The following is a 25,225-nucleotide window of genomic DNA, read 5'->3' as shown; positions in this document are numbered from 1 at the left end:
AGTCTGCCTCTAAGCCTCCAGCCAGGAGAGCTCGGGGATGCCGATGTTGAACGGCGCGTTGAAGGCCTGCGGGGTGAACTCGATCAGCGTGTAGCAGTCCGGGCGCTTCAGGAGCTCGGTGACCAGCTTGTGGTTCAGGTCGTGTCCCGACTTGGTCGCTTTCACGTGGCCGATGAGGCGATGGCCGGCGAGCGAGAAATCGCCTACCGAGTCCAGGATCTTGTGGCGCACGAACTCGTCCTGGAACCTGAGCCCTTCCGGGTTGATGACGCCGTTGTCGCCGATAACCACGGCATTTTCCAGCGATCCCCCCAGTGCCAGGCCGTGGGACTTCATCATTTCCACCTCGGCCAGGAATCCGAAGGTTCTTGCCGCGGCGAACTCGTGGGTGAAGCTTTCCTGGCTGAACTCCAGGGAGCGGAACTGGCTTTTCACCGCCGGGTGGGCGAACTGCATATCGAAGGATATCTTGTAGTGGCGCGAGGGGATGATGGTCGCTTTCTTGTCCCCGTCCACCACGGTCACCGCCTTTTTGACCACGAGGTACTTGCGCGCCTTGCCGGAGGCCTTCACCCCCGCCTTGGCGATCGCGGCCACGAAGGGGGCTGCGGAGCCGTCCATGATCGGGACTTCGGGGCCGTCGATGTCGACGTGGGCGTTGTCTATGCCGCAGCCGTAGAGGGCGGCCATCAGGTGCTCGATGGTCGATACGCTCGCCTCGCCGCGGCCGATGGTGGTGGAGAGTCTGGTGTTGACGACGTTGGAGGCGTGCGCTTCTATCGAGACGGCAGGGGAGAGGTCAACCCTGTGGAAGACGATGCCGGTCCCGGCCTCGGCCGGGCGCAGCGTCAGGGTGATGGTCTTACCCGTGTGCAGCCCGATGCCGCTGAATTTTGCTTTGTTCCCCAAGGTCTGCTGGAATATCATCTGCGTGCTCCCTGATAATCAGTATGCGGAGTATTAAGCAAGGAGCGCGCCAAAACGCGAAAGTTACTCATGAGAAGGAAAAGTGTAGCGCTTTCGGTATGATGGCGGGTCGGGGCGGATGCTGCGTACGTGGGGAAGCTGTGGCGAAAATGCCCGTGTGGTGGAAAAGCAACGGCTGGTGTGTCTTTTTTGCTACAGTCTCCCGGAGCGCAGGATGGCGATCATCCACCAGATCCCGACCACGCCAGCGCAGCTGTAGCCGAAAAATGCGAAGGCGGGGAACCCCCAGAGCATCGGGCCGCGGTTCGTCTGCATGGCGATGGAGGAGCCGATCAGGAGCGCCGCTATGATGAGGCTCAGGCAGACCCGGTTCGCGGAGCGGTCGAGTTCCCGGCTGAAACGGTCCAGTCCGCGGTGCTCCAGGTCGATGCGGAACTTGTTCCGGTTGATCTTGTTCAGGATCTCCTTCAGCTCCCGCGGCAGGTTGCGCGCCAGGGTCAGGTATCCTTCGAGCCCCTGCTCCATCTCCCGCAAAAGCCGCCCGGGGGAGTGCTGCTGCCTGAACTCCCGCTCCAGGAAAGGGCGCAGGTGTCCCACCATGTCGAACTCGGGATCGAGCTTTCGGCCCATCCCCTCCACCACCACCAGCACCTTGACCAGCATGGTGAGGTCCGGGTGCACCTTGATGCGATGCGTCGAGACCAGGTCTATGAACTCCAGGAGCATGCGCCCCACCACGATCTCTTTCAGCGGGATCTCGAAGTAGCTGTCGATGAACTCGGCAAGCCCCTTTTTCAGGGCGTGCATGTTGACGTTCTCGCCTGCGTCGCCGGCCTCCACCACGATGTAGGCGAGCCCCTCCACGTCCCTTTCGATCACCGCGCCGAGGACATCGGTCAGGTAGCGCTTCACCGCGGGGTCGAGCCTTCCCACCATGCCGTAGTCGAGCAGGCAGATCACGTTGTTGGGGAGTATCATCACGTTGCCCGGGTGCGGGTCGCCGTGGAAGAAGCCGTGCTCCAGCACCATCTTCAGAAAGGCGGTCGCCCCGCGCCGCGCGATCTCGCGCCGGTCCAGCCCAGCCTTCTCAATGGCGCAGATGTCGCTCACCTTGATGCCGTCCACGTACTCGGTGGTAAGCACCCCCTTGGCGGTCGCCTCCCAGTAGACCTGCGGGAAGTACAGATCGGGGTAACCCTTGAAGTTGTCGCGGATCCGCTCGATGGCGTGCCCCTCGCGGGAGAGGTCCATCTCGCGCCGGATGGTGTAGGAGAATTCCCGCACCACCCCCACCGGGTCATAGATGTCGCTTCGGGCCATGTGGCGCTCCAGGAGCAGCGCCACCCCCATGAGGATGTCGATGTCGGTCTCGACCGCCTCCATCACACCGGGACGGCGCACTTTCACCACCACGTCCTCGCCGGTGATAAGCGTTGCCCGGTGCACCTGCGCGATCGACGCCCCCGCGATCGCCACCGGTTCCACCCGCAGGAAGCGGTTTTCCAGCGGTACCCCCAACTCGTGCTCGATCTGTACCTTTATCTCCTCGAAGTCGATGCAGGGGATCTCGTCCTGCAGGCGCGCCAGTTCCTGCACGAAGGCGGGGGGGATGATGTCGGCGCGGGTGGAGAGGAGTTGCCCCAGCTTGATGAAGGTGGGGCCCAGTTCCTCCAGGGCGAGGCGCAGACGTTCCGGGGCCGAGAGGTGGGCGGCCTTACCAGGGCGGCGCAGCATGCGCCGGGACAGGGCCACCACATGCCCCAGGTTCAGGTACTCCAGCAACTGGCCGAGCCCGTACCCTCCCATGACGGTGATGATCTGCCGGTAACGCCGGATGCTCCTGACGTTGCGGTTGATGTTCAGGATTCTATACACTCTTCCTCCGCCTCGACGCTCAGGTTTTGCACCTGGACCGCCTCAAGCGCCCGCACGCGCCGCTCCAGGCGCTCGTATTCCTCGCGTGACACCATACCCATACGGTCCAGCGCCTTCTTCACCTCGGTCTCCGCCATCTCCGCGGAGCGCTGCTGCCCTGCCTTTACCATCTCCTGGATCCGGTCCAGGAAGGCCCTACCTTCCTCTTCGCTGATCTTGTAGCGGGACTTCATCTCCTGCACCAGTTCCTCGCCCTTTTTCTGGGTGATGGCCGCAGCCCCGAGCGCCGTGAGCACTACCTTCTCGAAAAGTTCAAACATGGTATCCCTCCTTGAGCTTCTAATTTACGCGCCGGTTCTTAGGCGCAAATTAATGATATCGGTCGGCCGACCGTTGTCAAACTCGGACTCCCTTGACTTTACTCGGGTTCTCGCTGATACTCGCAGCCTTAAGCACATGAGAGAGGTGCCGCATGCACAGGAAGAAGATGTTCACCATCCAGAACGTCGGGCAGATACTCCTGCAGCGCCAGATGATCACCGACGAGCAGTTCCGGGCGCTGCTCGCCCAGGGTGAGGCGCAGGCCCAGCGGCTGGCCGGGGCGCAGCAGGCAGGGTACTCGCGCCGGGTGCTGCATGCGCCGGAAAAGGCCTCTCCCGCCGAGGTGATCGCCTCCTTCAACCTGGAGATTCCGGGGGGGGGAGGGAAACTTCTGACCGAGGACGCCATCACCGAGGTGCTGGCGCAGGCCGTCGGGCTTCCCTACCTCAAGATCAACCCGATGAAGCTCGATCTCGAGCTGGTCACGGCGCACATCTCGCGCCCCTTCGCCTTGAAGCACCTGATCGTCCCGGTGGGTTACGAGGACGGCGTGGTGGTGCTGGCGGTAGCCGACCCCTTCAACGAGGAGGTTGTCGAGGAACTCAAATCCATCAAGCGGATGGAGTTCCGCCGGGTCCTCGCCTCAAGAAACGACATCCTGAAGATACTCAGGGAGTTCTTCGGCTTCCGCGCCTCCGTGCAGGCCGCGGAGAGCGAGGTCTCGGCCGGGGTGGACCTGGGGAACCTCGAGCAGTTCGTGCGCCTTAAGACCGGGCACGAGATCGAGGGGACCGACCGCAACATCATCTCAGCCGTCGATTTCCTGTTGCAGTACGCCTTCGACCAGCGCGCCAGCGACATCCATATCGAGCCCAAGAGGGAGAAAAGCCTGGTGCGGCTCAGGGTGGACGGGGTGCTGCACAACGTCCACGTGGTTCCCAAGCAGCTTCACCCCCCCATCGTCTCGCGCATCAAGATGCTCTCCCGCATGGACCTGGCCGAGAAGAGGCGCCCGCAGGACGGCCGGATCAAGACCAGCCACCAGGAGAAGGAGGTCGAGCTGCGCGTCTCCACGCTCCCGGTAGCCTTCGGCGAGAAGGTGGTCATCAGGATCTTCGACCCGGACGTCTTGATGCAGGAGCTCGACCAGATAGGTTTCTACCCGCGCGAGTACCAGCTCTACAGCTCCTTTTTGCGCAGGCCAAACGGCATCATCCTGGTGACAGGCCCAACCGGCAGCGGCAAGACCACCACGCTCTACTCGTCGCTGCGGACCCTCTCCTCCCCCGAGGTGAACATAGTTACCGTGGAAGACCCGATCGAGATGGTGATGGAGGAGTTCAACCAGGTGGGGGTCCAGTCGGGGATCGGGGTCACCTTCGACAAGGTGCTGAGAAACGTCCTTAGGCAGGACCCCGACATCATCATGATCGGTGAGATCCGGGACAAGGAGACCGCCGAGAACGCGGTGCAGGCGGCGCTGACCGGGCACCTGGTGCTCTCCACCCTGCACACCAACGACGCTCCCTCCTCCGTCACCAGGCTCATCGACCTGGGAGTCCCCCCCTTTCTCATCTCCTCCACTGTCGTCGGCATCATCGCGCAGAGGCTTTTGCGCAAGATCTGCCCTGCCTGCAAGAAGGAGCGCCGGCTTGCCCCCGAAGAACTCGAATACCTGGGACTCAAGCGGGCCGGAGTCGTCTGGTCCGGCGAGGGGTGTCCAGAGTGCCGCGGCACCGGCTACAAGGGTAGGACCGGGATCTTCGAGGTGCTGGACGTGAACGATGCGGTGAAGGGGGTCATCTCGGAGCGGCTGGACCTAGCCGAGTTGCAGGCAGTCGCCCGCCGCGATGGCCTGGTCACGCTGAGGGAGCAGGCCGTGCGCAAGATGCTGGAGGGAATCTCCACCTACGAAGAGGTGATCGCGGTCACCGGGTGATGGTCGGACAGGTCGGACAGGTCGGACAGGTACTGGCGTCGCTGCTAGCACTTCTTTTTTAACGCCTGCTGCAGGTCCGCCCACCGGTACGGCTTCACCACGGCGCAACAAAAACCGTAATCGGCATAGCGCGACATGACCGGATCGTTGGAGTACCCGCTGGAGACGACGAGCCGGGCCTTCGGGGCGAAGGAGAGAATCTCCCGTGCGGCTTCCTTCCCCCCCATTCCCGCCGGCACCGTCAGATCCATTATGGCCGCATAGAAGGGGCGCCCCGCCTCGCTTGCTTCGCGGTAGAGCCGGACCGCCTCCTCTCCCGTACTGCAGGTGACTGCTTCGTAACCGAGGTGGGTCAGCAGGTCCTCGGCCAGAGTCCTGATCGCTTCCTCGTCATCCATGACCAGGATGGGACCTTCGCCGGACTCCCCGCGACACGGCTTTTCAGGGTCCTTTCCCTGCTCGGGGACGACCTCTCCCGCCGAGGGGAGGTAGAAGGTGAAATTGGTTCCCTTCCCGGGCGCGCTCACGACCTCGATCTTCCCCGCGTGCCTGGATACTATGGAGTGCACCGACGCGAGCCCCAGCCCGGTTCCGCCTGCCTTGGTGGTGTAATAGGGGTCGAAGATCTTCTTCTGGTCCTCGAACGGTATGCCGCACCCCTCGTCGATGAACGAGATCCTGACGTACTCTCCCGCGGCAAGCCCCAGCTCGTTTTCCGCCTTCAATGAGACGTTTTCCGCTGTCACTTTCAAGACCCCGCCCTCCGGCATGGCCTGGCAGGCGTTGATGATCACGTTGTTGAAGGACTGGCTCATCTGCCCTTCGTCCGCGTCTATGGCGTGCAGCGACTCAGGGATCTCCACCTCGGTCTGCACCTTCGACCCGTGCAGCGACAGGGCGAGCGATTCCCGAACCAGGTGCGCCGCGGAAACCACCTTCTTCACCGGCTCTCCTCCCCGGGAGAAGGTGAGCAGCTGGTGCGCGAGTTCCGCCGCCCGCTGGGACGCCTTTTCCGCGTGCCCCAGGGGCCCGCGCGCCGGGTGGTCGCCTTCCAAAAGAAGCCCCGCAAAAGAGATGTTCCCGAGGATGCCGGTGAGGATGTTGTTGAAATCGTGGGCTATCCCGCCGGCAAGAATCCCCAGCGATTCCAGCTTCTGCGCCTTCAGGATCTCGGCTTGCACGGCTTCCCACTTGGTGATGTCGGTGAAGATGAAGAGTATGCGGTGGTGGATCAGGCTGGTGTTGAGGATGACGTGCTTGATCGAGCCGTCGCTGCAGGTGAGTTTTACCTCGATAGGGGGGATGGGGGTGCCGTGTTCCAGGGTCGCGCGGATGCCGGCGTACCATAGCCTTTGGATCCCGGCTCGGTACTCCGGGTCGGGCAGGGCACGCTCAAGCAGCCCGTCGAGGGTCGGCTTGTCGGAGCGGGCCAGGCCGAGCCACTCGCTGATCAGGCCGTTCAGGTACTGGATCCCCTTCCCTTCGTCCGACCACCCCACCCCCGCCGGCATCTCCTCCATCAGCAGCTTGAGGATTTCCTCGTTTTGCCTGAGCGCCTCCTCGACCTCCTTGCGGGAGGTGATGTCCCGCACCATGACGACGATGCGCTCCTCGTCGTTGATGATGGCCCGGCGCAGGCTGACCTCGGACCAGAACAAGGTCCCGTTCTTCTTCCTGCTGTGCCACTGGACCGTCTGCGGGACCCCTTGCGCCGCGAGCGTGAGCAGGTGTCGCGCCTCTTGATGCGAGTAAGGCGGCTCCCCCTGGCTTAGCTCGCCTACGCTCAGTTGCAGGGCCTCGTTCCTGCTGTAGCCGAACATGCTGCACATGGTGCGGTTCACGTCGGTTACCCGGCCGTCGGGCTCATGAATCAGCAGGGCGTCGTTCACGTTATGGTAGATGGCCTGGAAGCGCGCCTCGCTTTCCTCCAGCTTTTCCACGCTTTCGGCCAGGCGCTTGGCGAAGCGGGTGATCAGCCGGTACAAAAGCCAGGAGGTGACCAAGATGAAGAGGAGCCCCTTGTAGACCTCAATCCGGTATGCCAGCTGCGGGTCGGATACCAGCCAGGTGAGGGCATACCCGGAGAGGTAGATCCAGGCGCTGCCGAAGAGCGCGTAGATCCCGACGATCTTTCCTATCTCCCGTGCCGCTCTCTTCTCCGATTGACTTCGCATCAGCGCTCCGGCCGCCGCGGGCGGGGCTTACCTCGTTTCGGGGTTTGAGACCACGACGATCCCCGACTCGGTCACCCGGTAACCCTTGAGGCGGTCCTTGTCATGGTCGAGGCCGATCTCTGTTCCGTCCGGGATGACGATGTTCTTGTCGATGATGGCCTTCTTGATGGTGACGTTGCGCCCCACGGTCACGTTCTCGAAGAGGATGGAGTCTTCTACCAGGCTGAAGCTGTTCACCTTGCAGCGCGGGCCGAGAATGGTCCTTTTCACCGTGGCCCCGCTGGTGATGCACCCGGCGCAGACGTAGGAGTCTATGTTCATGCCGCGCCTTCCCTCTTCGTCGAAGACGGTCTTGGCGGGGGGGAGGTTCCCCTGGTTGGTGAGGATGGGCCACTTGTAGTTGTACAGGTTCAGTTGGGGCGAGACGTTGATCAAGTCCATGTTCGCCTCGTAGTAGGAGTCGAGGGTCCCCACGTCCTTCCAGTACCCCTTCTCCTCGGCCTTCATGCCGGGGATGATGTTGTCGTTGAAGTTGTAGGCGAACACCTTGTCCCGGTTTTCCAGCATCATCGGGATGACGTGCTTGCCGAAGTCCAGATCTTCGTACCGCTTCTTCCCCTCCTGCAGCACCTCGATCAGCTTCTTGGTGGAGAAGATGTAGTTCCCCATGGAGGCGAAGCAGGTGCTCCGCCCGGGGATGCTCTCCGGGTTTGCCGGCTTTTCGGTGAAGGCGGTGATGTGGTAGTCCTCGTCCACCGAGAAGACGCCGAAGCGGCTCGCCTCCTCCACCGGGACCTCCAGCGCGGCGACGGTCAGGTCGGCGCGGTTTCTGCGGTGGTAGTCGATCATCTGGCTGACGTCCATCTTGTAGATGTGGTCTCCGCCGAAGATGGCGACGTAATCCGCGTCGGAGGACTCCACGAACCTCAAGTACTGCAGGATCGCGTCGGCAGTCCCCTTGAACCATTCCTCGCTCTCGGAGCTTGTCTCGGGAGAGATGGAGACGAAGAACTCCCCGAGCCCGGTCCACTTCCCCCACGACTCCCGGATGTGCTTGGTGAGCGAGTAGGCGCGGTACTGGGTCAGGATGTAGACCTTCTTGATCCCGGAGTTGAAGAGGTTGCTCAGCACGAAGTCGATGATCTTGTACTTGCCGCCGAACATGACGCTGGGCTTGGCCCTGCGCGTCGTCAGGGGGCTCAGCCTCTCCCCCTTGCCGCCTGCCAGCACCATCGCAATCGTGTTCCCGACATTACTCATGGCATACATATCCTATCCTCCAAGGATTTCAGTGGTCATGGCGCCTTTTTCGGCTCCGCATTCTCAGGCTTGCCATGCTGGTAGGGCTTGCTCGATTTGAACTCGACCTCGACGCTCATCGGTTCCCCGGCTCGCTCCAGCTTCAGCGTGCCGCGGTCGCCCGCGTGCTTCTGCTTTATGGCGTAGACCAGGTCGAAGGCCTCCGTGAGGGCCTCGCCGTCCAGGGCGAGCAGCAGGTCCCCCTCCTTCACCCCGGCGCGCGCGGCGTTCGATTCGGGAATCACGCTCTTTACCAGCAGTCCGCGCTTGTCAGGGCCCGGATCGAAGGCGACCCCCAAAAGCACGTCGTTACTTGGGAGTTCCTCGTAGGCGAAGTTCACCAGGAAGTCGAAGGGGACCATGGGGAATTCCGGAATCTCCACGTCCATCGTTTCCGGCGGCTTTTGCCGGGTGATGACAACCTCGTACCCCCCGATGGTGACGTAGGAAGTCGGGGCGCGGCGGAAGACGCGGCGCGGAATCCCGAAACCGTGGCTTACATGGTTGCCGCCGGCTACCACCAGCAGGTGGCGGTCCTTTCCCTGCGGGCTCTCCAGAAAACGCGCCGCAGTCTCGGCCATGGTGTCATCCCAAAGGGTCTGTGCACGCAGGAACCCCTCGACCGCCATCTTGCCGTGGCTGTGCCCGGCGAAGATGCTCTCGGTCTGCGCCCGCTGGTAGGGATCCGAGAGGTCCAGTTCGGGTAGCTGCGCCTTTTCTTCGGGCGTGAGTTCATCCAGATTCCTGTTACGCACCGCCTGCACCAGGTTTTTCTCCGCGTTAAGCCCGATAACCGGGATGTGCTTTTCTCTGGCGTACAGCAACAGGTCGCGGTAGTAGCCGAAATCCATCTTCCAGCTGTCGAACCAGCGTGACTCCTTGACGAAACTCTTCTCGTCCAGGTCCCCCGCGCTCCAGCGGTCCAGGACGGGCTGCTGGGACCTTTTGAACATCTCCATTCCGAGTGCTACCTTCCCTGGGTGGCGCTCCTCCAGGGCCTTGAGCATGTCCAACTCCAGGCGTTGAGACGCGGGGTTGTCGTGGGTCTCGCCCACGTAGACCACCCGCGCGTCGGTGGCAACTCGCTTCATCTGATCCGGGGTCACCAGCACGCCGGTGGGAAGGTGGACGATGTCCCCGACTTTGGGCGCAGACGGTGGCGGGTAGGGGGCCTCGGGGTTGCCGAGGACCTGTTTTCCTGAGGTCGTGCAGCAACCGGTCATGGCAAAGAGCGAGAGGGCGGCAGTAAGATGCCGGAAGTGGGAAGGGGAAAGCATGGTGCCTCCTGATAGCATGTCGGCCCAGCGGGCCTTGGATAATCGGGCAAGGAAACCTCCTGGCGGCGGACTGAACCGTCCGGAAACGGCCGTTCTGCCGGCAACGGCCGGCTGCGGCGTAAGCGCCCTTCTGTTAAGAGGGTATCATACCGTCTTTAATGAGGTTGTCCAGACGGTTTTGCCGGAGTACCGGCAAAACCAGGTCCAGTGGGCGTTCGCGACCCTGTAACTTCACTTTGCTGGATGAAGATTGGAAGGATATATCATAACTTTTCATGAATAGGAACTAAAAAGCATAAGGGGTAGAGAAGACAAAAGGTATACAGGACGAATACTTCATGACAATGGTATTTTCTGCGGCCTGCCCGTAGAGGTTCAGAGACTGTGTTAGTGATGATTGTCTTTGTGCCGGCTGCGACATGATCTCTGTGACTGTGCCGTTTCCCTCTCATGGTTTGGGGCGTTAAACGTATGTTTGACGGACTTTTTTTATGTTGACAATAGCGGCCGGTCGCAAATAGAATCCCTAATTTAATACACTTGGGAGGTCATGTGATGGGAAAGCTTTTTAAAGTGGCGGTATTGCCAGGAGACGGCATAGGCCCCGAGGTTATGGCGGAAGCACTGAGGGTGCTCGATGCGGTCGAGAAACGTTACGATGTCACTTTCGAGCGGACCCACGCCAACGTAGGTGGGGCGGGGATCGACCTGGAAGGTCGCGCGCTTCCCGAGACCACCGTGAATATATGCAAGTCTTCGGACGCCATCCTCTTCGGCTCCGTCGGCGGACCCAAGTGGGAGACCCTTCCCCCGGACGAACAGCCCGAGCGCGGCGCCCTCTTGCCGCTTCGCAAGATCTTCGGCCTCTACGCCAACCTGCGTCCGGCCATCATCTTCCCGTCGCTCACCAGCGCCTCCTCGCTTAAGGAAGAGGTGATCGCAGGTGGCTTCGACATCCTGGTGATCCGCGAGCTGACCGGCGGCATCTACTTCTCCCAGCCCAAAGGGATCGAAGGGGAAGGGCGCAACCGCGTCGGCGTCGACACCATGCGCTACAGCGTCCCCGAGATCGAGCGCATCACGCATGTGGCTTTCCAGGCGGCGAGAAAGCGCGGCAAGAAGGTCTGCTCCATCGACAAGGCCAACGTCCTTTCCAGCTCCGTGCTCTGGCGCGAGATCGTCATCAACATCGCCAAGGAATACCCGGACGTCGAGCTCTCCCACATGTACGTGGACAACGCCGCGATGCAGCTGGTGAAGTGGCCCAAGCAGTTCGACGTGATCCTTTGCGAGAACATGTTCGGCGACATCCTCTCGGACGAGGCGGCGATGCTGACCGGTTCCCTCGGGATGCTTCCCTCCGCCTCGCTGGCCGAGGGGACCTTCGGCATGTACGAGCCTTCCGGCGGTAGCGCCCCGGACATCGCAGGGCAGGGGATCGCCAACCCGATCGCCCAGATCCTCTCCGCGGGGATGATGCTCCGTTACTCCTTCGGCATGGTCGAGGCGGCAGACGCCATCGACCAGGCGGTCGCCAAGGTCCTCGACGGCGGCTATCGCACCCGGGACATCTATCAGGAGAAGGCAGGCGAGAAGCTGGTGAACACAAAGGAGATCGGCGACGCCATTATCGCCAACCTCTGATCGACGCAACATGGTAGAGGCGGGGCACAGCCGCCGGTGCATACATTAAATACAGATAAAAAGGAAGGTCGCCTATGAAAGTCGGACTGGTCGGTTGGCGTGGCATGGTAGGCTCCGTTTTGCTCCAGCGCATGCAGGAGGAGAACGATTTCCAGGGAATAGAGCCGGTTTTCTTTACAACCTCCCAAGTGGGGCAGCCCGCCCCGATGAACGCCGGAACCCTGAAGGACGCCTCGGACATAAACGAGCTTAAGAAGCTGGACGTGATCATCACCTGTCAGGGTGGCGACTACACAAAGTCGGTGCGCCCCGAGCTGAACAAGGCGGGCTGGCAGGGTTACTGGATCGATGCGGCCAGCACGCTGCGCATGGAGAACGACGCCGTCATCATCCTTGACCCGATCAACCGCAACGTCATCGACGCGGCACTTGCCAAAGGGGTCAAGGACTACATCGGCGGCAACTGCACCGTGAGCCTCATGCTCATGGGCCTGGGCGGGCTCTTCAAGGCCGGCGCGGTCGAGTGGATCACCTCCATGACCTACCAGGCGGCCTCCGGCGCCGGCGCTCCCAACATGCGCGAGCTCCTCTCCCAGATGGGCGTGCTGCAGGGCTCGGTAGCAGACCTCTTGGCGACCCCGGGCTCCGCCATCCTGGAGATCGACCGCAAGGTGACCCAGACCCTGAGAAGTGGCGATCTCCCGACCAAGGAGTTCGGCTTCCCTCTGGCAGGGAGCGTGCTTCCCTGGATCGACCGCGAGGTCGAGGACGGGCAGAGCCGCGAGGAGTGGAAAGGTTACGCCGAGACCAACAAGATCCTCGGCACCGCCAACCCGATCCCCGTCGACGGCATCTGCGTCCGCGTCGGCGCCATGCGCTGCCACAGCCAGGCGCTCACCATCAAGCTGAACAAGGACATCCCCATCGCCGACATCGAGGAGATGATCAAGAACGACAACCAGTGGGTCAAGTTCGTTCCCAACACCAAGGCGGAGACCCTGGCCCAGTGCACCCCGGCAGCCGTTTCCGGTTCGCTCACCGTGCCGGTGGGGCGCGTTAGGAAGATGAAGATGGGGCCGCAGTACCTCTCCGCCTTCACCTGCGGCGATCAGCTCCTTTGGGGCGCCGCAGAACCGCTGCGCCGCATGCTGCAGATACTCAAGGAGAGGTAAGGTCGAAGTCAAAGGCGTAGCACGCGGATTAAACGGATGGAACGGATGGAACGGATAGAGGCGGATAAGTCAAAAGCCTTTTGGGTTAACCCCCAAGGCTTCAGATTTTGCCTTTTCCGTCTTCTTCGGTGGCCATCCGTGTGAAACGCCGTTGACTCTGTTTCTGAATGTAAGGTAGCTGGAAGTGGAGCGCGTCCCCCGGTTTCAAGGGTGGCGCGCTCCCGTTTTTGTCTCAAGGAGATGTAATGAGTGTGAAGAAATTGTGGAATGTGGCAGTGGTAGGCGCAACCGGCGCGGTCGGGACCCAGATGATAGAATGCCTGGAAGAGCGGAAATTCCCGGTGGGGAAGATAAAGTTCCTGGCCAGCGCCCGCAGCGTCGGGCAGGTCCTTGAGTTCAACGGCAAGCCTGTGCCGGTGGAAGAGCTGAAGCACGACTCCTTCGAGGGGATCGATATAGCTCTCTTCTCCGCAGGCGGCGCGCGGTCCGAGGAATTCTGCCCCTCCGCCGCCAAGGCGGGTGCGGTCTGCATCGACAACTCCAGTGCCTGGCGCATGGACCCGGAGGTGCCGCTGGTGGTCCCCGAGGTGAACCCGCATGCGCTTGCGGGCTACCGCAAGAAGGGGATCGTCGCCAACCCCAACTGCTCCACGATCCAGATGGTGGTGGCCTTGAAGCCGCTGCACGACTTCGGTTCCATCAAGCGGATAGTCGTTTCCACCTACCAGGCAGTGTCCGGCACCGGCAACAAGGCGATCGACGAGCTGCGCAAGCAGACCGGCGAGCTCTTGAACGGGCGGCCGCCCAAGAACGAGGTATATCCGCACCGGATCGCCTTCAACTGCCTGCCGCAGATCGACTCCTTCTGCGACAACGGCTACACCAAGGAAGAGATGAAGATGGTGAACGAGACCAGGAAGATCATGGAGGCGGACATCAAGACCACCGCCACCTGCGTCAGGGTCCCCGTCTTCTTCGGACATTCCGAGTCGGTGAACATAGAGACCGCGAAGAAGATCACCGTGGTCAAGGCGCGCGAGCTCCTGGAAGATGCGCCCGGCGTGGAACTTGTCGACAACCCCGCCAATGGCGAGTACCCGATGGCGATGGACGCGGCGGGCGAGGACCTGACACTGGTCGGCCGCATCCGCGAGGACGCCACCGTCACCAACGGCCTGAATCTCTGGATCGTCGCGGACAACCTCAGAAAAGGCGCCGCCACCAACGCCGTGCAGATCGCGGAGCTGCTGGTGGAGGAGTACCTGAAGTAAGCTGGAGGACAGCTCGGACGGGTCCGCGGGAAGATTTATGCGCAACATCAAGCTGATCATAGAGTACGATGGCACCGCCTACTGCGGCTGGCAGGTGCAGCCGAACGGAAGGACGGTCCAGGAGGTGTTGGAGGAGGCGCTCGCCCGGATGCTGGGGGCGAAGGCGGCCCTGCACGGCTCCGGCCGCACCGATGCGGGCGTGCACGCGCGCGGCATGGTCGCCTGCTTCAAAACTGACAGTACCGTGCCGCTGCGCGCCTTCCGGGAGGGACTCAATTGCCTTCTTCCCGGCGACATCGCGGTGCGGGAGGCGTGTGAGGTCCCACTGGAGTTCCACCCCCGCTTCGACGCACACGCAAAGCACTACCGCTACACCATGCTCTTGGACGACCTGCGCTCTCCGCTTTCGCGCCTCACTGCCTGGCGCGTGAAGGGCAAGCTCGACGTCGAGGCGATGCGGGCCGCCTGCACCGCGTTTGTGGGAGAGCACGACTTCGCCGCCTTCCGGGCTTCCAACTGCGCCGCAAAGACCACGGTGCGCAGGATCTACAGCATGGAACTGGTGCAGGAGGGGCGCTTGCTCCACCTGGACATCAAGGGGAGCGGCTTTCTGAAAAACATGGTCCGCGTTATCACCGGGACCCTCATCGAGGTGGGGCAGGGGAAGAAAAGCGTAGAGGACGTGGCGCGCCTGCTCAAGGGGGGCGACCGGCAGCAGAACTCCGGCATGACGGTTCCTCCGCAGGGGCTTTGCCTGATGCAGGTCTACTACCCGGAAGGGAAGGATTGATGTCGCTTTTTATAGCGCGCTAATCTTGCCTTTTGGTTTTTTGTCTTGACATGAAGTCGCGAATCGATTAGATTCTCAAACTTCCGTAAGTTAATGTGCTAATTCCAGATAGCTGTGAGGTTTCGATGAAGACGCAAGTTGCCAAAAAAGAAGAAGTAACCAGGGATTGGTACCTGGTTGACGTGGATAATAAGGTGCTCGGTCGTGTTGCGACTGAAATCGCCAATGTGCTGCGCGGCAAGAACAAGCCGACCTTCACCCCGAGTGTCGATACCGGCGACTTCGTCATCGTCGTGAACGCTGAGAAAATCGCCCTGACCGGCAGGAAGCTCGCCGACAAGACCTACTACAGCCACTCCTCGTTCCCGGGCGGCCTGAAAGAGATCACTGCCGGCAAACTCCTCGACAAGAAGCCGGAAGAGCTTCTGAAAAAGGCTGTCAAAGGCATGCTTCCCAAGAACAAGCTTGCCCGCCACATGCTGAAGAAGCTCAAGATCTACAGTGGCGGAACCCATCCGCACGCGGCTCAGAACCCGAAGAATCTGAACATTTAATTCGTTCATCAGGAGATATAAAATGGCAGTCAGCTTTTACGCAACTGGGAAAAGGAAGTCGTCGATCGCCAGGGTTTGGCTCAAGCCCGGCAACGGCGAGATCATTGTAAATACCAAGACTCTTGACAACTACTTCGGCAGGGAGACCTCCAAGATGGTGGTCATGCAGCCGCTCGAACTGACCGAGAACGTCGGCAAGTTCGACATCTTCTGCACCGTCAAGGGCGGCGGCGACTCCGGCCAGGCGGGCGCCATCAAGCACGGCATCACCAAGGCTCTCATCGAGGCCGACGCCGATCTGCGCGGCACGCTGAAAAAAGCGGGCTTCATCACCCGCGACTCCCGTATCAAAGAAAGAAAGAAATACGGCAAGAAGGCTGCTCGCGCAAGCTTCCAGTTCTCCAAGCGTTAATCCGCTGCCGGGACAGGCTGTTTCAGCTTTACAAAGGGGGAATCCGCAAGGGTTCCTCCTTTTGCTGTTTCATCTCCCCCTGGCCCCGCTCCCGCTATGGGGCGGGGCGCTCCTTTCTGCGTGCCATCGGCGTGACAGCTGTGGTACATTGACCCTGTTTTTCCGTTCGATAACTTAGGGAGGCACTCATGCTCAAGGTCGCCATCGTCGGTGCAAGCGGTTATACCGGTGTTGAACTGCTGCGGATTCTCCATTCCCATCCCGAGGTCGCCGTCACCTGCGTCACCTCCGAACAAAGCGCCGGGCGGCCGGTCAGCTCCGTCTTCCCGAGCCTGCGCGGCAGGTGCGATATCGTGCTGGAGAACCTGGAGCCTGTGGGGATAGCAGAGAAGGTCGACATCGTCTTCACCGCGCTGCCGCACAAGGCCGCCATGGAGGTGGTGCCCACCTTCATGAAGATGGGAAAGGACGTGATCGATCTCTCCGCCGACTACCGCATTCACGACGCGGATACCTACGGCAAGTGGTACGAGCCGCACCTGAACCCAGAGCTTTTGCCGGAGGCGGTGTACGGCATTCCCGAACTGCGCCGCGCCGAGATTGCCGAGGCCTCGCTCATAGCCAACCCCGGCTGCTACCCGACCAGCGTCATCCTGGGCCTTGCGCCGCTTTTGAAGGGGAAGGTGATCGATCCGAAGTCCATCATCGTGGACGCCGCGTCCGGCACCTCCGGCGCTGGGCGGGGAGCCAAGGTCGATAACCTCTACTGCGAGGTGAACGAAGGGTTCCGCGCCTACGGCGTGGGGGGCGTTCACCGGCATATCCCCGAGATCGAGCAGGAGCTTTCGCTTCTGGCGGGAATCCCGCTCAACATCACCTTCACTCCGCACCTGGTTCCTATGGACCGCGGCATCCTGTCGACCATCTATTCGCAGCCCGGCGGGAGCGTCAAGGCATCCGATCTTATCGCCCTTTACGAGGCGTTCTACGACGGCGAGCCTTTCGTCAGGGTGCTGCCCGAGGGAGTTCTCCCGTCGACCGCGCATGTCAGGGGCTCCAACTTTTGCGACATCGGGGTGACGGTCGACCAGAGGACCGGGCGGGTCATCGTTATCTCCGCCATAGACAACTTGGTGAAAGGGGCTTCCGGGCAGGCGGTGCAGAACATGAACCTGATGTGCGGCCTCCCCGAGACCCTCGGACTGGATCTACTGCCGGTCTTCCCTTAAAGTAAAGAACCTTGGTCACGGAGGACATCTGACTAAATCCCTCTCAGATTTTCTCCGTGGCCAACGGTTTTAAGGTTCATATGAAACAGGCAAAACCTGCAAAGCATTCCCCTGTGAAACACTCCCCAGGCAAGTTTCTCCCCATCTCCCTTTCCGAAGCAAAAGCGCGCGGCTGGAACGAACTCGACGTCATCTTCGTCACCGGTGACGCCTACGTCGATCATCCCTCTTTCGGGGTGCCGCTTTTAGCGCGTCTGCTGGAGTCTAAAGGGCTGCGCGTGGGGATCATCCCGCAGCCGGACTGGCGCAGCAAGGAACCCTTCATGGCCCTTGGGCGCCCGCGCCTTTTCTTCGCCGTCGCCGCCGGCGCCATGGACTCCATGGTCGCCCACTACACGCCGGCCAGAAAGCTGCGCCGCGACGACGCCTACACCCCAGGCAACCGCCACGGCGCCCGCCCCAACCGCGCCACCATCGTCTATACCTCGAGGCTCAAGGAAGCCTATCGCGACGTGCCGGTCGTCATCGGCGGCATCGAGGCGAGCCTCAGGCGCTTTGCCCACTACGATTTCTGGGAAGACAAGGTGCGCCGCTCGGCGCTTCTGGACGCGAAAGCGGACCTGCTTGTCTACGGCATGGGCGAGACGCCGCTGTTGGAGATGGTGCGGCGGCTCCAGAAGGGGGAGCCTTTTGCCTCCATCAAGGATCTCAGGGGGACCGCCTACATCGCCGCCACCCCTCCGGAGACCGGGGAACTGCTGGAGCTTCCCAGCTTCGAGACGGTCGTCTCCGACAAGGCGGCCTATGGGGAATCTTTCCGGCTTTTGTCGGGCGAGCAGAACCCCGCCTGCGCGAAGGTGGTGGTTCAGCGCCACGCGGAGCGCTTTCTCGTCTGCAATCCCCCGGCTTGGCCCCTTTCCGAGCAGGCGCTGGACGCGATCTACGCGCTACCTTTCGTGAAAGCGCCCCATCCAAGCTACAAGGAGGCGATCCCCGCCTACGAGCAGATCCGCAATTCCATCACCACGCACCGGGGGTGCTTCGGCGGCTGCGCCTTCTGCGCCATCACCCACCACCAGGGAAAGACCATCCAGTCCAGAAGCGAGGAAAGCGTTTTGCGGGAATTGGAGCGGCTGGCGGCGCTACCCTGGTTTCGCGGCAGCGTAAGCGACCTGGGCGGGCCGACGGCAAATATGTTCGGCCTTTCCTGCGGCAACAAGGAGGAGGGGCGCAAGTGCCGCCGGGAGAGCTGCCTGTACCCCAAGGTCTGCGGCAACCTGGTCACCACCGATGCCAGGAGTTCCAGGCTTCTTGCCAAGGCCAGGAAGATCTCCGGGGTGAGAAACGTGGCAGTCTCCTCAGGGGTGCGCTACGACCTTTTGGAGCGTCAGCCCAACTACCTGCGCGAGCTGGTCGCGCATCACGTGAGCGGTCTGTTGAAGGTCGCCCCCGAGCACTTGACCGACAGGGTCACCTCGGTGATGCGCAAGCCCGGGCATGCCTGCTTCGAGCGCTTCAGGGATTCCTTCATGCGAGAGAGCGCCAAGGCCGGCAAGAGACAGTACATCGTCCCCTACTTCATCTCGGGACACCCGGGATGCACTCTCTCGGATATGGTCGATCTCGCTCTGGTGCTTAAGCGGTTGGGGATGAAGGTGGAGCAGGTGCAGGATTTCACCCCGACGCCGGGAACCCTTTCCACCTGCATCTACCATACGGGCGTGGATCCCTTTACCGGGGAGAAGGTGTACGTGGCGAAGAGCGGCCGGGAGAAGGGACTTCAGAAATCTCTGCTCTTATACCATGTGCCGGAGGAGAGAAAGAGCTGCCTGCAGGCGCTCAGGGAATGTGGCAGGGAAGACGCGGCGGAAGAGCTTTTCGGGATTGGAAGGAGGTAGCCATGCACTACTTGTTGTTCTACGAGGTGGCGCCGGATTACCTGGAGCGCCGCGGCGAGTATCGTGCCGAGCATCTGGCGCTTGCGTGGGAGGCGGTTGAGCGGGGCGAGCTGCTGCTGGGCGGGGCGCTGGCCGACCCCGCCGATGGCGCCGTGCTGCTGTTCCAGGCGGATTCCCCTGCGGTGCCGGAGGCGTTCGCCAAGGCGGACCCCTACGTGCTGAACGGACTCGTTGCCAGGTGGAGCGTGCGCGCCTGGACCACGGTGGTCGGGGCGCTCGCGCAGGCGCCGGTGGGCCCAAGGTAGCGGCACAATCGCGGGAGCGCCGCTCTCAAGGCGCCAGTGGGGCGGGGCGATGTCTGGGCGCTAGACGGCTGGGCGAACCTGAACCTGGTGCGCGACGGGTGCTATGGCGGCTCCAGAATGACATGGGGAATCCAGTCGCATCTCCACCGGGGCAAGCGCCTCGGCCAGGGCCGGCATCCCTTTTTTTACCTCGAACCTTGCTCCCGCTTGCAACAGGTAGTCCCGGCCGTCCCCGACTGTCAGCCAGATGGTTCCCTTGAGACATCGCAGTGTCAATGCGCCCTTGCCAGCTTCCAGTTGCAGCAACTCCCCTTTGTCGAGACTGCAGTTCATGTTCGTCCCCCTTTTCGTTTAGTGGATCAACTATAGCGATGAGCCGAGGATGAGTACAGACACAGGGGTCGCGATATGTCGCCGTTACAGTTGCTGCAGAGGCCAACTGTTGCCATTGCAAAGCGGAGCGACTGTGCCCCAGGCGGTTTGCTTTGATTTGAATCCGCCCTTGCTCTTTTTTGTCTTTGGACACGATGCGCGCCAGCGATCCACAATTATTGTTGCGCGGCGGGAAATGGCCGATATAGTGTTTCTTTTCCTGGATCGCTTCCGGGGCGCGTCTCGCGAAAATATGCGGGTGTACCTTGTCGGTTGGAAAAAAAATCACTCCCGGAAAAAAAGATATTGACACCAAGGGGGTTTTGCTTTAGAACAGGGATTCGCTTCGCAACGCAAGCTTTCGAAGCAAAGCAGGGCGCGATGGTAGCGGAATCGGCTGGCGTAGCTCAATTGGTAGAGCAGCTGACTTGTAATCAGCAGGTTGCGGGTTCGAGTCCCATCGTCAGCTCCAACTGACAATTAGTAAGCACTTCTGTCTGGAGGGATTCCCGAGCGGCCAAAGGGAACAGACTGTAAATCTGTCGTCATCGACTTCGGAGGTTCGAATCCTCCTCCCTCCACCATACAAACTTCAGATGAGATGAGCGTCTGCTCAATCCAGGAGATCGTAAGGTCGTTGGTACTGGGTGAGTGGGTGGCGAGTCGAGTCAAAAAACTTCTAGCAGGGAATGGGCGGGAATAGCTCAGTTGGCTAGAGCATCAGCCTTCCAAGCTGAGGGTCGCGGGTTCGAGTCCCGTTTCCCGCTCCAAAAATTGAATAAGCCCACATAGCTCAGTAGGTAGAGCACTTCCTTGGTAAGGAAGAGGTCACCGGTTCGAATCCGGTTGTGGGCTCCACTCTCTCTTTTAAAAAACAAAACAAAGCTATACATAAACACGCTGTCGATACATCAGGGAGGATTCCTCATGGCTAAAGCTAAATTCGAAAGAACTAAACCGCATGTGAACATAGGGACCATCGGTCACGTCGACCACGGCAAGACCACCCTGACCGCGGCAATCACCAAGGTACTCGCAGGCAAAGGCCAGGCCGAGTTCAAGGCATTCGACCAGATCGACAACGCTCCGGAAGAGCGCGAGCGTGGTATCACCATCGCGACCGCCCACGTCGAGTACGAAACCGACAAGCGTCACTACGCTCACGTCGACTGCCCGGGCCACGCCGACTACGTAAAGAACATGATCACCGGTGCGGCGCAGATGGACGGCGCTATCCTGGTTGTTTCCGCAGCAGACGGCCCGATGCCGCAGACCCGTGAGCACATCCTGCTCGCACGTCAGGTTGGCGTCCCCTACATCGTCGTGTTCCTGAACAAGGCCGACATGGTGGACGACGAAGAGCTCCTCGAGCTGGTCGAGCTGGAAGTTCGCGAACTCCTCTCCTCCTACGACTTCCCGGGCGACGATATCCCCATCATCAAGGGTTCCGCTCTGAAAGGGCTCGAGGGTGACCAGGGCGAGCTGGGCGAGCAGGCCATCATGAAGCTGATGGAAGCTGTCGACACCTACATCCCGGAGCCGCAGCGCGCCATCGACAAGCCCTTCCTGATGCCGGTCGAGGACGTTTTCTCCATCTCCGGTCGCGGTACCGTCGCAACCGGTCGTGTAGAGCGCGGGATTGTGAAGGTCGGCGAAGAGGTCGAGATCGTCGGCATGAAAGCCACCACCAAGACCACCGTAACCGGCGTCGAGATGTTCCGTAAGCTCCTCGACGAAGGCCGCGCAGGCGACAACATCGGCGCACTGCTCCGCGGCGTGAAGCGTGAAGAGATCGAGCGCGGCCAGGTTCTGGCCAAGCCGGGCTCCATCACCCCGCACACCAAGTTCAAGGCAGAAGCCTACATCCTCTCCAAAGAGGAAGGCGGCCGCCACACCCCGTTCTTCAACGGTTACCGTCCGCAGTTCTACTTCAGGACCACCGACGTGACCGGCGTGGTTGACCTTGAGGCTGGCGTAGAGATGGTCATGCCGGGCGACAACGTCTCGGTGACCGTCAACCTGATCACCCCGATCGCGATGGACGAAGGTCTGCGTTTCGCAATCCGCGAAGGCGGCCGTACCGTCGGCGCAGGTGTTGTAGCCTCCATCATCGAGTAAGGCACATCGAGCGCGCGCTTCGCTGCCGGTTTCCCCGGTACGAAGCGCGATGCTCTTTTTAAATTAGTTTGAAAAGGACACAAAGACATGCCTAGAGACATCATCACCCTTGGTTGCACCGAGTGCAAACAGCGTAACTATACGACCACCAAGAACAAGAAAAATACGCCGCAGAAACTGGAGTTCAACAAGTACTGCCGTTTCTGCCAGAAGCACACTCTGCACAAGGAAACTAAATAGTTCAGTTTGGGACCCCGCTCTTTGGGATCCCCGCCGCAGGCCAGTAGCTCTAACGGCTAGAGCACCGGTCTCCAAAACCGGGTGTTGGGGGTTCGAATCCCTCCTGGCCTGCCATTTTTTTGTAAATTCACCAAGTGGGGAGTGACAAGTGCTCGCTAAAGCCAAGACTTTTTTTGAGGACGTACAGGCGGAGCTTGCCAAGGTGACTTGGCCGACCCGCAAGGAGACCATCTCTACAGCTCAGGTAGTCGTCGTCATCATCGTGATCATCTCTCTATATCTTGGCGCCTGCGACGTGGTCCTTACTAAGCTCATCAGGTCGATTCTTCGCTAGGGGACTGAAAATGGCACATAAATGGTACGGCGTACACACCTACTCCGGATTCGAGAACAAGGTGCGCCTCTCGCTTGCCGAGCGCATCAAGAACCTCGAAATGGAGGAGTTCTTCGGCGAGATCCTGATCCCGTGCGAAACCGTCGTCGAACTGAAAAAGGGGGAGAAGAAGACTTCATCCAGGAAGTTCTTCCCCGGCTACATCCTGGTCAACATGGAATTGAACGACGACACCTGGCACGTGGTCAAGGAGACCGCAAAAGTGACCGGGTTCGTCGGAGGCAACAACCCCTTCCCGATACCGGACGACGAAGTCGCCAAGATCACGAAGAGGATGGAGGAGGGCGCCGAGAAGCCCCGCCCCAAGGTCCTCTTCGAGGTGGGCGAGACGGTGCGGGTCATCGACGGACCATTCCTCAACTTCTCCGGCGTAGTCGAGGACGTGAAGCCCGACAAGGGGAAACTCAAGGTCATGGTAAGCATCTTCGGGCGCGCCACCCCGGTCGAGCTCGAGTTCATGCAGGTAGAAAAGCAGTAGGGGCGACCCTTCTGTTACCTATAAGACGCTTCAGGCAGTTCGAAGGAATGATAAAGGAGTAGGAAAATGGCGAAAAAAATCACCGGTTATATAAAGCTGCAGGTACCCGCAGGAAAGGCTAACCCCTCTCCCCCGATCGGTCCCGCACTCGGTCAGCACGGCGTCAACATCATGGAGTTCTGCAAGGCTTTCAACGCGAAGACCCAGGCCGACGAGGGTACCATTACCCCGGTCGTCATCACCGTCTACGCCGACAGGTCCTTCACCTTCATCACCAAGACCCCGCCGGCTCCGGTCCTCATCAAGAAGGCTCTCGGCCTCCAGAGCGGCTCCGCGGTCCCCAACAAGACCAAGGTCGGCAAGCTCACCAAGGACCAGGTCCGCGAGATCGCTACCAAGAAGATGCCCGACCTCAACGCCGCGAGCCTTGAGGCTGCCATGAAGACCATCGAAGGCACCGCGCGCAGCATGGGCGTTGAAATAGTTTAAGTAAAGAGAGGGTAACTAGAAATGTCTATGTCAAAGAAGCTTAAAGAGGCTCGCGCCAAGGTCGACAGGACCAAAACCTATCCCCTCGCGGATGGCCTTGAGCTGGTTAAAGGCGCGGCATTCGCCAAGTTCGACGAGACCGTCGACCTCGTGGTGAAGCTGGGCGTCGATCCCCGTCACGCAGACCAGATGGTCCGCGGCGCAGTGGTGCTCCCGAACGGCCTGGGCAAGGACGTGCGCGTCCTCGTTTTCGCCAAGGGCGAGAAGGAGAAGGAGGCCCGCGAGGCCGGCGCCGATTTCGTGGGCGCCGACGACCTGGTCGCCAAGATCCAGGGCGGCTGGTTCGAATTCGACACCGCCATCGCTACCCCGGACATGATGGGTGTGGTCGGCAAGATCGGTAAGCTCCTCGGTCCCCGCGGCCTGATGCCGAACCCGAAAGTCGGCACCGTGACCTTCGACCTGGCCCGCGCCATCAAGGAATCCAAGTCCGGCAAGGTCGAGTTCCGCGTCGAGAAGGCTGGTATCGTCCACGCCCCGGTAGGGAAGGTCTCCTTCGGTGCCGACGTGCTGAAGCAGAACGTGGTCGCCCTGGTGGAAGCCCTCCAGAAAGCGAAACCGGCTGCTGCCAAGGGCACCTACATGAAGAAGGTCTCCGTATCTTCCACCATGGGCCCCGGCGTCAACATCGATCTCGCTGACATCAGCGCGATCTTGAAATAAAAAGCAGTAAAGCTGTAAAGCCAAAGTCAAAGACAGTAGGTGCCTGAAAAACAGATTGAGAGAGAAACAGATTGAGATTGAGATAAAGCTTTTAGCTTCTCCTTAACCTTAATCTTAGTCTTAGTCTTAATCTGCCTCTAGGGTTAAACGCCTCGCGGCGGCCAACCGAGACTTGCAAGACGTTGCGCGAAAATGCATGTTCCCGCAACTTCCTGACTTTGGCGGGGTTCCGTACCCGTATACCAAAAGAAAGGAGGAAGGCGCTTGAATAAGGAAAACAAACAAGAACTTGTTGCCGAGATGCACGACAAGCTCCAGAGGGCCCAGGCGGTCTTTCTCGCGGATTTCCGCGGGATGAACGTCGGCCAGGCCACCGAGCTCAGAAACGAGCTCAGGAAAGCGAACGCCGAGTACAAGGTCGTCAAGAACACCCTGCTCGAGATCGCTTCCAAAGGGACCGACAAGGAAGGGCTCAACCCCTACTACGCCGGCCCTACGGCTATCGCTCTTTGCTACGACGATCCCGTCGCAGCGGCCAAGGTGCTGTCCCGCTTCAACAAGGAAAACACCAACCCGTTTACCTTGAAAGCCGGCGTGCTCACCGGCAAGACCATCAACGTGGCTGACATCCAGGCCCTGGCGGACCTGCCGAGCCGCGAAGTGCTTATCGCCAAGATGCTGGGCAGCATGCAGGCACCGGCAAGCAACTTCGTACGCGTTCTGGCAGCAGTCCCGGGCGGCTTTGTACGCGCGCTGGACGCGATCCGCGCACAGAAAGAAGCCTAGTCACAGTTCACACACACTTTCGCTCAACCATCTAAAATATTCTGTGGAGGAATAAAGAAATGGCTATCACCAAAGAAGAAGTAATCAGCTTCATCGAAAACATGTCCGTACTCGAACTTGCTAACCTCGTGAAAGAGCTCGAGGAGAAGTTCGGCGTTTCCGCAGCAGCTCCGGTTGCTGTCGCTGCTGCAGGCCCGGCTGCTGGCCCGGCTGAGTCCGCTGAAGAGAAGACCGAGTTCGACGTCATCCTGAAATCCGCTGGCGCCAACAAGATCGCAGTCATCAAGGTCGTCCGCGGCCTGACCTCCCTCGGCCTCAAAGAAGCCAAGGACCTGGTCGACGGCGCACCGCAGCCGGTCAAGACTGGCATCTCCAAAGAAGAAGCTGCTGACGCACAGAAGCAGCTGGTCGAGGCAGGCGCAGAAGTGGAAGTGAAATAAGTAGTCCTGCACCGATCTTTACCAAAGCCAAGGTCGCTTCATGCGGCCTTGGCTGTTCTATTTTAGTTTGAGGCCGCTTCACCCCGCTGTACCCGCCA

25 protein-coding genes and 5 tRNA genes are annotated in these 25,225 nt (G+C 60.6%); 23 read left to right on the top strand and 7 right to left on the bottom strand.

The genetic code is table 11. The features are described 5' to 3' along the window. Positions 1-9: 9 nt before the first annotated feature. The 3 genes from lpxC to GEOBRER4_RS16480 all read right to left on the bottom strand — a co-directional run bounded on the left by lpxC (position 10) and on the right by GEOBRER4_RS16480 (position 3,122). The gene (lpxC, locus tag GEOBRER4_RS16490) at positions 10-927 is read right to left on the bottom strand and encodes a UDP-3-O-acyl-N-acetylglucosamine deacetylase (RefSeq protein WP_085815257.1); all 918 of its coding nucleotides are present in this window, start codon (positions 925-927) and stop codon (positions 10-12) included. A gap of 192 nt (positions 928-1,119) precedes the next feature. Continuing rightward, the gene (locus tag GEOBRER4_RS16485) at positions 1,120-2,802 is read right to left on the bottom strand and encodes an ABC1 kinase family protein (protein WP_185243189.1); all 1,683 of its coding nucleotides are present in this window, start codon (positions 2,800-2,802) and stop codon (positions 1,120-1,122) included. Next, positions 2,787-3,122 carry a phasin family protein gene (locus GEOBRER4_RS16480; protein ID WP_185243188.1) on the bottom strand — a complete coding sequence of 112 codons (336 nt, stop codon included), beginning with the start codon at positions 3,120-3,122 and terminating at the stop codon, positions 2,787-2,789. The genes GEOBRER4_RS16485 and GEOBRER4_RS16480 overlap by 16 nt, the downstream gene beginning before the upstream one ends. A gap of 152 nt (positions 3,123-3,274) precedes the next feature. Between GEOBRER4_RS16480 and GEOBRER4_RS16475 the strand changes: the two genes are divergently transcribed. After that, the gene (locus GEOBRER4_RS16475; RefSeq protein WP_085815254.1) at positions 3,275-5,062 is read left to right on the top strand and encodes a GspE/PulE family protein; all 1,788 of its coding nucleotides are present in this window, start codon (positions 3,275-3,277) and stop codon (positions 5,060-5,062) included. Positions 5,063-5,106: 44 nt separating this feature from the next. Here GEOBRER4_RS16475 and GEOBRER4_RS16470 read toward each other — a convergent pair whose 3' ends face one another. Genes GEOBRER4_RS16470 through GEOBRER4_RS16460 form a run of 3 tightly spaced genes read right to left on the bottom strand, consistent with a single transcriptional unit; the run spans position 5,107 to position 9,812 of the window. Then, positions 5,107-7,236: a PAS domain-containing hybrid sensor histidine kinase/response regulator gene (locus GEOBRER4_RS16470; RefSeq protein ID WP_185243187.1), complete on the bottom strand. Its 2,130-nt coding sequence runs from the start codon at positions 7,234-7,236 to the stop codon at positions 5,107-5,109. A gap of 27 nt (positions 7,237-7,263) precedes the next feature. Continuing rightward, on the bottom strand, positions 7,264-8,505 hold the full coding sequence (gene glgC / locus GEOBRER4_RS16465; RefSeq protein WP_185243186.1) for a glucose-1-phosphate adenylyltransferase: 1,242 nt from the start codon (positions 8,503-8,505) through the stop codon (positions 7,264-7,266). A gap of 26 nt (positions 8,506-8,531) precedes the next feature. Continuing rightward, the gene (locus GEOBRER4_RS16460) at positions 8,532-9,812 is read right to left on the bottom strand and encodes a ChaN family lipoprotein (RefSeq protein WP_185243185.1); all 1,281 of its coding nucleotides are present in this window, start codon (positions 9,810-9,812) and stop codon (positions 8,532-8,534) included. 555 nt (positions 9,813-10,367) lie between these two features. Between GEOBRER4_RS16460 and leuB the strand changes: the two genes are divergently transcribed. The 9 genes from leuB (at position 10,368) to GEOBRER4_RS16415 (ending at position 19,087) form a co-directional block, all read left to right on the top strand. Then, the gene (gene leuB, locus GEOBRER4_RS16455; protein ID WP_185243184.1) at positions 10,368-11,456 is read left to right on the top strand and encodes a 3-isopropylmalate dehydrogenase; all 1,089 of its coding nucleotides are present in this window, start codon (positions 10,368-10,370) and stop codon (positions 11,454-11,456) included. Positions 11,457-11,530: 74 nt separating this feature from the next. Then, positions 11,531-12,628 carry an aspartate-semialdehyde dehydrogenase gene (asd, locus tag GEOBRER4_RS16450; RefSeq protein ID WP_185243183.1) on the top strand — a complete coding sequence of 366 codons (1,098 nt, stop codon included), beginning with the start codon at positions 11,531-11,533 and terminating at the stop codon, positions 12,626-12,628. 251 nt (positions 12,629-12,879) lie between these two features. Further along, a complete protein-coding gene (locus GEOBRER4_RS16445; protein WP_185245355.1) occupies positions 12,880-13,899 on the top strand; it encodes an aspartate-semialdehyde dehydrogenase in 1,020 nt (339 codons plus the stop codon). A gap of 37 nt (positions 13,900-13,936) precedes the next feature. Next, positions 13,937-14,689: a tRNA pseudouridine(38-40) synthase TruA gene (gene truA / locus GEOBRER4_RS16440; RefSeq protein WP_085815248.1), complete on the top strand. Its 753-nt coding sequence runs from the start codon at positions 13,937-13,939 to the stop codon at positions 14,687-14,689. A gap of 125 nt (positions 14,690-14,814) precedes the next feature. After that, complete coding sequence (gene rplM / locus GEOBRER4_RS16435) at positions 14,815-15,243, top strand: 50S ribosomal protein L13 (protein ID WP_085815247.1); 429 nt, start codon at positions 14,815-14,817, stop codon at positions 15,241-15,243. Positions 15,244-15,265: 22 nt separating this feature from the next. After that, positions 15,266-15,655, top strand: coding sequence for a 30S ribosomal protein S9 (gene rpsI, locus GEOBRER4_RS16430; RefSeq protein ID WP_085815246.1), 390 nt, complete (start codon positions 15,266-15,268; stop codon positions 15,653-15,655). Between the two features lie 188 nt (positions 15,656-15,843). After that, complete coding sequence (gene argC / locus GEOBRER4_RS16425) at positions 15,844-16,884, top strand: N-acetyl-gamma-glutamyl-phosphate reductase (protein WP_185243182.1); 1,041 nt, start codon at positions 15,844-15,846, stop codon at positions 16,882-16,884. A gap of 80 nt (positions 16,885-16,964) precedes the next feature. Next, the gene (locus GEOBRER4_RS16420) at positions 16,965-18,782 is read left to right on the top strand and encodes a YgiQ family radical SAM protein (protein WP_185243181.1); all 1,818 of its coding nucleotides are present in this window, start codon (positions 16,965-16,967) and stop codon (positions 18,780-18,782) included. 2 nt (positions 18,783-18,784) lie between these two features. Next, a complete protein-coding gene (locus GEOBRER4_RS16415; RefSeq protein ID WP_185243180.1) occupies positions 18,785-19,087 on the top strand; it encodes a YciI-like protein in 303 nt (100 codons plus the stop codon). A 60-nt stretch (positions 19,088-19,147) separates the two neighbouring features. Here GEOBRER4_RS16415 and GEOBRER4_RS16410 read toward each other — a convergent pair whose 3' ends face one another. Next, positions 19,148-19,420, bottom strand: coding sequence for a DUF2917 domain-containing protein (locus GEOBRER4_RS16410; RefSeq protein WP_185243179.1), 273 nt, complete (start codon positions 19,418-19,420; stop codon positions 19,148-19,150). Positions 19,421-19,855: 435 nt separating this feature from the next. On the opposite strand from GEOBRER4_RS16410, the gene GEOBRER4_RS16405 reads away from it, so the two are divergent. From GEOBRER4_RS16405 to rplL, 13 genes are all read left to right on the top strand, one after another. Further along, a tRNA-Thr gene (locus tag GEOBRER4_RS16405) sits at positions 19,856-19,931 on the top strand. A 27-nt stretch (positions 19,932-19,958) separates the two neighbouring features. Next, positions 19,959-20,043 (top strand) — tRNA-Tyr (locus GEOBRER4_RS16400). A gap of 109 nt (positions 20,044-20,152) precedes the next feature. Next, positions 20,153-20,229, top strand: a tRNA-Gly gene (locus tag GEOBRER4_RS16395). Between the two features lie 12 nt (positions 20,230-20,241). After that, positions 20,242-20,317: transfer RNA gene (locus GEOBRER4_RS16390), tRNA-Thr, on the top strand. Between the two features lie 69 nt (positions 20,318-20,386). Beyond that, positions 20,387-21,577 carry an elongation factor Tu gene (gene tuf, locus GEOBRER4_RS16385; RefSeq protein ID WP_085815242.1) on the top strand — a complete coding sequence of 397 codons (1,191 nt, stop codon included), beginning with the start codon at positions 20,387-20,389 and terminating at the stop codon, positions 21,575-21,577. Positions 21,578-21,664: 87 nt separating this feature from the next. Next, positions 21,665-21,817 (top strand): 50S ribosomal protein L33, encoded by a 153-nt coding sequence (gene rpmG, locus GEOBRER4_RS16380; RefSeq protein ID WP_012529352.1) that lies wholly within the window; start codon positions 21,665-21,667, stop codon positions 21,815-21,817. Between the two features lie 37 nt (positions 21,818-21,854). Beyond that, positions 21,855-21,931 (top strand) — tRNA-Trp (locus GEOBRER4_RS16375). A gap of 34 nt (positions 21,932-21,965) precedes the next feature. Continuing rightward, positions 21,966-22,151 carry a preprotein translocase subunit SecE gene (gene secE / locus GEOBRER4_RS16370; RefSeq protein WP_015838557.1) on the top strand — a complete coding sequence of 62 codons (186 nt, stop codon included), beginning with the start codon at positions 21,966-21,968 and terminating at the stop codon, positions 22,149-22,151. A 10-nt stretch (positions 22,152-22,161) separates the two neighbouring features. After that, entirely contained in the window at positions 22,162-22,689 is a 528-nt protein-coding gene (gene nusG, locus GEOBRER4_RS16365; protein ID WP_012529354.1) for a transcription termination/antitermination protein NusG, read from the top strand. A gap of 66 nt (positions 22,690-22,755) precedes the next feature. Further along, positions 22,756-23,178 (top strand): 50S ribosomal protein L11, encoded by a 423-nt coding sequence (rplK, locus tag GEOBRER4_RS16360; protein WP_012529355.1) that lies wholly within the window; start codon positions 22,756-22,758, stop codon positions 23,176-23,178. A gap of 21 nt (positions 23,179-23,199) precedes the next feature. Then, a complete protein-coding gene (gene rplA, locus GEOBRER4_RS16355) occupies positions 23,200-23,901 on the top strand; it encodes a 50S ribosomal protein L1 (RefSeq protein ID WP_185243178.1) in 702 nt (233 codons plus the stop codon). A gap of 264 nt (positions 23,902-24,165) precedes the next feature. Further along, entirely contained in the window at positions 24,166-24,687 is a 522-nt protein-coding gene (gene rplJ / locus GEOBRER4_RS16350) for a 50S ribosomal protein L10 (RefSeq protein ID WP_012529357.1), read from the top strand. A 59-nt stretch (positions 24,688-24,746) separates the two neighbouring features. After that, positions 24,747-25,127 carry a 50S ribosomal protein L7/L12 gene (gene rplL, locus GEOBRER4_RS16345; RefSeq protein ID WP_085815240.1) on the top strand — a complete coding sequence of 127 codons (381 nt, stop codon included), beginning with the start codon at positions 24,747-24,749 and terminating at the stop codon, positions 25,125-25,127. Positions 25,128-25,225 lie beyond the last annotated feature (98 nt).

Source organism: Citrifermentans bremense (assembly GCF_014218275.1).
GTDB lineage: Bacteria > Desulfobacterota > Desulfuromonadia > Geobacterales > Geobacteraceae > Geomonas > Geomonas pelophila.
Note: the sequence above shows the minus strand (reverse complement) of the source record. Positions and strands in the feature narration are given on the sequence as shown.